Origin of the sequence: Clostridium sp. (genome assembly GCF_016650095.1) — a bacterium.
GTDB lineage: Bacteria > Bacillota > Clostridia > Clostridiales > Clostridiaceae > Clostridium_AD.
Window position 1 is genome coordinate 1 of sequence record NZ_JAENWL010000201.1, and the last position, 6,707, is coordinate 6,707.

6 protein-coding genes are annotated in these 6,707 nt (G+C 31.2%); 5 read left to right on the plus strand and 1 reads right to left on the minus strand.

The features are described from left to right. The 4 genes from JJE11_RS11980 to nagB all read left to right on the plus strand — a co-directional run. On the plus strand, positions 1–1,321 hold a 1,321-nt coding region (locus JJE11_RS11980; protein ID WP_291635891.1), incomplete at its 5' end, for a heavy metal translocating P-type ATPase. A gap of 214 nt (positions 1,322–1,535) precedes the next feature. Further along, a complete protein-coding gene (locus JJE11_RS11985; protein WP_291635899.1) occupies positions 1,536–2,270 on the plus strand; it encodes a GntR family transcriptional regulator in 735 nt (244 codons plus the stop codon). 80 nt (positions 2,271–2,350) lie between these two features. Further along, positions 2,351–3,514: an N-acetylglucosamine-6-phosphate deacetylase gene (nagA, locus tag JJE11_RS11990; protein ID WP_291635901.1), complete on the plus strand. Its 1,164-nt coding sequence runs from the start codon at positions 2,351–2,353 to the stop codon at positions 3,512–3,514. A gap of 93 nt (positions 3,515–3,607) precedes the next feature. Further along, entirely contained in the window at positions 3,608–4,333 is a 726-nt protein-coding gene (nagB, locus tag JJE11_RS11995) for a glucosamine-6-phosphate deaminase (RefSeq protein ID WP_291635893.1), read from the plus strand. Positions 4,334–4,454: 121 nt separating this feature from the next. On the opposite strand, the gene JJE11_RS12000 is transcribed toward nagB, so the two are convergent. Beyond that, entirely contained in the window at positions 4,455–4,895 is a 441-nt protein-coding gene (locus JJE11_RS12000; protein ID WP_291635895.1) for a CBS domain-containing protein, read from the minus strand. Between the two features lie 248 nt (positions 4,896–5,143). Between JJE11_RS12000 and JJE11_RS12005 the strand changes: the two genes are divergently transcribed. Then, positions 5,144–6,707, plus strand: a 1,564-nt coding sequence (locus tag JJE11_RS12005) for a BMP family ABC transporter substrate-binding protein (RefSeq protein WP_291635897.1), incomplete at its 3' end; no start/stop codon positions are given.

Consider the following 6,707-nt stretch of genomic DNA (forward strand, 5'->3'; position numbering starts at 1 on the left):
CGGGGATGAGATTTTGGCTGGGTGCATTAATAAAAATGGTTTGTTAACTATAGAGGTGAAAAAAGAATTTGGGGAATCAACTCTAGCAAAAATTTTGGATTTAGTGCAAAATGCTAGTAGCAAAAAAGCACCAACTGAAAATTTTGTAACTAAATTTGCAAGATATTACACACCAATTGTAGTTATAAGTGCAAGTGCCATTGCTATACTCCCACCGATTTTAATACCAGGTGCTACTTTCACGCAGTGGATATATAGAGCTTTGGTATTTTTAGTAGTATCTTGTCCTTGTGCTCTAGTAATATCTATTCCACTTGGATTTTTTGGAGGAATAGGTGGTGCATCTAAAAATGGCATCTTAGTTAAAGGCGGAAACTACTTAGAGGCATTAAATAGCGTTGAAGTGGTGGTTTTTGATAAGACAGGAACACTAACTAAGGGAGTATTTGTGGTTACAGAGATGCATGCAGAAGGTGAAATAAGTAGTGAAGAATTATTAGAGTATGCAGCGCACGTAGAAAGTTTCTCTAGTCACCCTATTGCCACATCTATATTAAAAGCTTATGGCAAAGATATACGAAAAGAAGATATTAGTGATGTTAACGAAATCGCTGGAAAAGGTATTAGAGCTAAAGTTAAAGGGAAATATGTGCTAGCTGGTAATTCAAAGCTAATGGATAGTGAAAAAATTTCCTATAATAAAGATGGGAAGGTTGGCACGATAATATATGTAGCTATAGATAAGAAATATGCAGGCAGTATTATAATTTCTGATGAGATAAAAGAAGACTCTATTCGTGCAATAGTTGATTTAAAATCTATGGGTGTTAAAAAAATAGTAATGCTTACTGGTGACAATAAAGATATAGCGACGGATATTGGAAGAATTTTAGGTGTAGATGAAGTTTATTCAGAACTCCTTCCACATGAGAAGGTTGAGAAGTTAGAATTGCTTCAAAAAGAGAAATCACCTAAAGGAAAGGTAGTATTTGTAGGAGATGGCATTAATGATGCACCAGTTCTCGCAAGAGCAGATATCGGAATAGCTATGGGTGGTGTAGGGTCCGATGCTGCAATAGAAGCTGCCGATATAGTAATAATGACTGATGAGCCTTCAAAAATAGCTGAAGCTATTAAAATCTCTAAAAAAACAAAGAAGATTGTAATGCAAAATATTATATTTGCATTAGGTGTAAAAGCAGCTATTTTGATATTTGCTGTTTTTGGAATTGCAACTATGTGGGAAGCGGTTTTTGGTGATGTAGGAGTTGCTCTAATCGCAGTATTAAATTCTATGAGAGCTATGAAAGTTGATAGTTAAAAATAGTAAAGGGGTTAACAAGAACAGAAAGTTCTTGTTAGCTCTTTTTTCATGTGCCAAAATCATATTCTTTTATTGCAGCTTCTATTGATTTTTTAAAAAGGTTGTAAAAAAAACAGATTTGAGTTATAATTGGTATACACAACATGACAACATAATAACATATAAACTATGTTTGCGTATATAAAAATATATTTCTAGTTGAGGAGGGAGAATTTTGAAAAAAGTTTCAAAGGATAACCCTATACCACTTCATTATCAGATAAAAGAAATACTACAAGAAATGATAGAAAATGAAGTTTTAAAGCCGGGACAATCAATTCCATCAGAAAGGGAACTTTGTGAAATTCAAGGAGTTAGCAGGATGACCGTAAATAAGGCTATTATGGCATTGGTAAATGAAGGGCTAATTTATAGAGAACAGGGAAAAGGGACTTTTGTGTCGAGTGCAAAGGTTAAGCGAGACATATCATGGCTAAAAAGCTTTACTGAGCAAATGCAAGAAAATGGAGTTATATCAAGAACTAAAATATTATCTTTTAAGTTAATAGATGCAACAAAGAAATATAAACTTGAACTGAAAATGCCTGAAGACGAAAATGAAATCATTGAAATTAAAAGACTAAGATTTAGTGATCAGCTACCAGTAGCTATTGAAACAGCATGGCTTCCGTATTATTTATTTAATGGGATGACTAGAGAAATTATTGAAGATAAATCACTATATAAAATTTTTCGTGAAAAGTATGGATATAAGTTAGATAAAGCAATACAAACAATTGAACCTACAATGCTAAATGAATATGAAAGTAAACTTCTAAACCAAGAAAATTGTGCCTTAGCATTAATATTTAGGCGAACCACCTATTTAGAAAATGGAATACCGATTGAGTATACAAAGTCTACATATAGAAGTGATAAATATAAATATCAAATAACTATAAAGTGAAATTAGAAAAGTTTAAATTGGAAAGAGTAACGGAATGTAATTAAAATATTAGCAATGGTAAGGTGGTGTGGTCAATGAAAATTAAAGCTATAGTTAATGGAAAACTTATTATGAAAGATAGGATAATTTATGACAGCGTAATAATCTTTGATGAAAAGATTATAAAAGTTATAAATATGGATAAATTCCACTCGTATAAAGAAGAATATAACGAAGAAATACAGGTAATAGATGCCAAAGGTAGATATGTATCACCAGGTTTTATTGATATTCATATACATGGCTCTGGAGGATATGATACTATGGATGCATCACCAGAAGCGTTAAGGGTTATAAGTACTACAATAGCCTCAAATGGAGTAACAGCCTATTTACCGACTACAATGACTATGGGTAAAGACAACATATATAGTGCATTAGATGCTATAAGGGAGGCAATGAAGCTGGAAACTAAAGGGGCAAAGATTTTAGGCGTGCATATGGAGGGACCATTTATAAATGAAAAGTATAAAGGAGCCCAGAAGTCAGATAATATTATTGCACCTAATTATGATATTATAAAGGAGTATTTAGATATTATTAAAATAATAACCCTTGCACCAGAAAAGGATGAGAATCATAACTTTATAAAAAAAGTGAAAGATAATTCTAAAATTACATTGTCAGTAGGTCATTCAGATGCAAGCTATGAAGAGACAATAATGGCCATTGAGGATGGAATAACACATGCAACTCATACATTTAACGCTATGACTCCTTTGAATCATAGAAAACCAGGTATTGTAGGTGCTATTTTCACAAGTGATATAACCTGTGAGCTAATAGCGGATATGATACATGTTCATCCAGCAATTTTTAATCTACTTATAAATGTCAAACATAAAGAAAAAATAGTACTAATAACAGATTCTATGAGAGCTGGATGTATGAAGAGTGGAAATTATGAGCTTGGTGGACAGAAGGTAATAGTTGAAAACGGAGCTGCAAGGCTTCAAAATGGTACATTGGCAGGTAGCGTTTTAACTTTAAATAAGGCTGTATTAAACATGCTAAACCACAGCGACTTAGAAATTTATGAGGCAGTGGCAATGGCTACACATAACCCAGCAAAGGTTATTAATATGGATAATAAAAAAGGAAGTTTAGAGGCCGGATGTGATGCAGATATAATTATTTTTGATGATGGCATTGATATATTTTGTACAATAGTAGAAGGAAAAATAGTATTCGAAATTGAAAAGTAGAATTTTGAGTAAGGCGCATGATAATAAATAAACTAGGATAGTATAGACTTGTTATTTATTTAAATGCAAATAATATTAAGAGGTGGTGCGAATATGAGGATAATAGTGGTAGATAATTACGATGAAATGAGCAAGAAAGCAGCGCTTATGATTGCAAGTCAGATTATGCTAAAGCCTAATAGTGTATTAGGTCTCGCTACTGGAGCTACGCCAATAGGAATGTATAAGGAATTAGTTGAGTTGTATAACAAAAATGAAGTGGATTTTAAAGAGGTTAAAACTTTTAACTTAGACGAATATTATGGAATTAATAGAGAGAATCCTGAAAGTTACTATAATTATATGATGGTCAATTTATTTAATCATATAAATATAAATAGAGAAAATATTAATGTACCTAATGGTATGGCAAAGGATGTTAATGCTGTATGCAAAGAGTATGAGAATAAAATAAAAGAAGCTGGTGGAATTGATATGCAAGTTTTGGGTATTGGTGGAAATGGGCATATTGGCTTCAATGAACCAGATGTAAACTTTGAGGCAGAGACTCATTTGGTTAATCTGGACGAGCAAACTATAGAAGCTAATTCTAGGTTTTTTGATTCAATAGAGGATGTGCCAATAAAAGCTATAAGTATGGGAATAAAGACAATAATGAATTCTAAGAAGATTATTCTTCTTGCCAATGGACTAAGCAAAGCTAAAACTATAGAAGGTGCTGTTAAAGGCAAAATAAACCCTAAAGTGCCTGCTTCAATTCTGCAACTTCATAATGATGTAACTATAATTATAGATAAAGAAGCTGCCAGCTTATTATAAGCAAAACACCTATACTAGATATTTCATCTTCGAAGAAGATTAAGAGCTTCTTTGAAGATGATTAACGGCTTCTTTGAAGCTGATTAAGCTAGTGTAGGTGTTTTATATTCTTGCATGTATTTTATGTTGGTAATAAATTTAAATTTTTCAATTTATCAGTATCATATAATAAATTAAAACAATAAGTTATTATATCACTTCTTTTAATTATTCCTATAAAAACATCATTATCATCCACAACGGGAACAAAGTTTTGATCCTTTGCTAGGGATATCAAACTCTCTATGTCTGAATTAATTTTTACTGCTTTGTTACAGATGTGTCTTGGAATATCTTCAATTAAAATCTTATTTGTATCATTAAAACTTAAATCTGGAGTATTCTTTAACTTCCATAATAAGTCACCTTCTGTTAAAGTGCCTACGTAATTACCTTTTTCATTTATTAAGGGCACGGCTGAATACCTGTGGTACTCCATTCGTTCCAATGCTTGCCTCATTGTAGAACTTGGCTTTTCATAAACAACTTCATTTTTAGGCATAAGAAAAAAAGCTATGTTCATATTTATCCATCCTTTAAAAATTTATATTTTCTAATTCTCTGACAATATCATTATAACATGTTTTTTAGACTTGTTGATGTATAATCATTTAAAAATTCGGGCTAATTATTAAACATTGGATAAAGTTGACATGAAATATTATTTAAATATTAATAGATATAGCAATGGAGTTTAATTGGATAATAGGGTAAAATATACATGTAAGAGATTCTTTAATGAATATACTAAAAAGATCAAGGAGTGAATATATGAACAATTTTTCAGCTGCTGAAGAATATAAAAAGGCTAGTAAATTAGCTAAAGTTAAATATTATAGGGACATATCAAGAGGAAACTCTGGTCATATATCATCTTTAGATAATATTTTAAAAAAAATAGATATAGTAGCAGAAATACCCTTGGGAATAAAAAGCATTCCATTAAAAAAGATAATGGGAACTTATTTTTATACAAGAAGCAGAGATTTCGCAATGAACTTCCTTCCTTTAGCGAGCGAAAATAGTGAGTTTTCTATGAAGTGGCGAGCAGTTTATACACATCATATTAATGAGGGAATAAATGACCCTGTAAAAATTTATGAGTATATGAATGAATTCTATGTTATGGAAGGTAACAAGCGGGTAAGTGTATTAAAATATGTAGATGCTTATTCAATCGACGGAGATGTTACTAGGCTAGTTCCTAAAAGGGATGAGAATGATTTAAATAACATAATATATTACGAATTTTTGGATTTCAATAATAAGACAGGGATAAATGCTATTTGGTTTTCCAAGGAAGGTGGATTTACTAAACTTTCTAAGTATTTGGATGAATATGATCCTAAACTTAATTTATTTTCAAACAAGTATGAGCATTTTTTAAAAAATGTGTACTATCCTTTCAGTCGCACTTTTTACAAATTAGGTGGAGATAAATTAAATATCACTACTGGAGATGCGTTTTTAGAATATGTAAAGATTTATGGCATCTCAGATGAATTTAAAGAAACAGAGAGGAAATTAAGAGTGGATAAGTTCTTAGCAGAGCTTAGGATACTTTTAAAAAATAATGCAGTAGATATTCAGACAGAACCTTTTCATGTGCATAAGAAAAATGTTATTACATCATTTACAAATCTAGTAGTTCCACATAAAAAGTTAAGAGTGGCATTTATTTTTGAAAAAACTATTGATACATCAGGTTGGAGTTATGTTCATAATTTAGGAAGAGTGTATGCACAAGAACAATTAGGTAGCGAAATAGAGACTTTCGTTATTGATAATTTTAAAATTGATGGTGATAGTTATGAAAGATTGAGTAAGTTATGTGAAGAAGATTATGATATTATATTTACTACATGTCCATCTTATCTTAATATAACTTTGAGAGCAGCTTTAAAGTTCGACAATATTAAATTTTTTAATTGCTCTCCAGTAAAGGCTTTTAGAAATGTAAGCACTTATTTTGGAAGGTCACATGAACCGAGGTTTTTACTAGGTCTTATTGCGGGGTCTATTACAAAGTCAAACATTATAGGTTATATAGATATTCATAGTGAAACAGAGATTATAACAGGAATTAATGCTTTTGCGTTAGGTGTTAAAACTGTAAATCCAAATGCTGAAATTATGATTTCATGGCTTGATGAACCCGGGGATATGGAACATTCTAAAGAATTAATTCAAGAACTTAAGGGACGTGGTGCAGACCTTATAATGCAAAATGACTTAATAGCATTAGGTAAAGGGTCAAGAGATTTTGGGCTATATTCTTTAAAATATAGTGAAGAAGAGGAGAAATGGATACCAGAAGTGAACTATGGTTTAATTA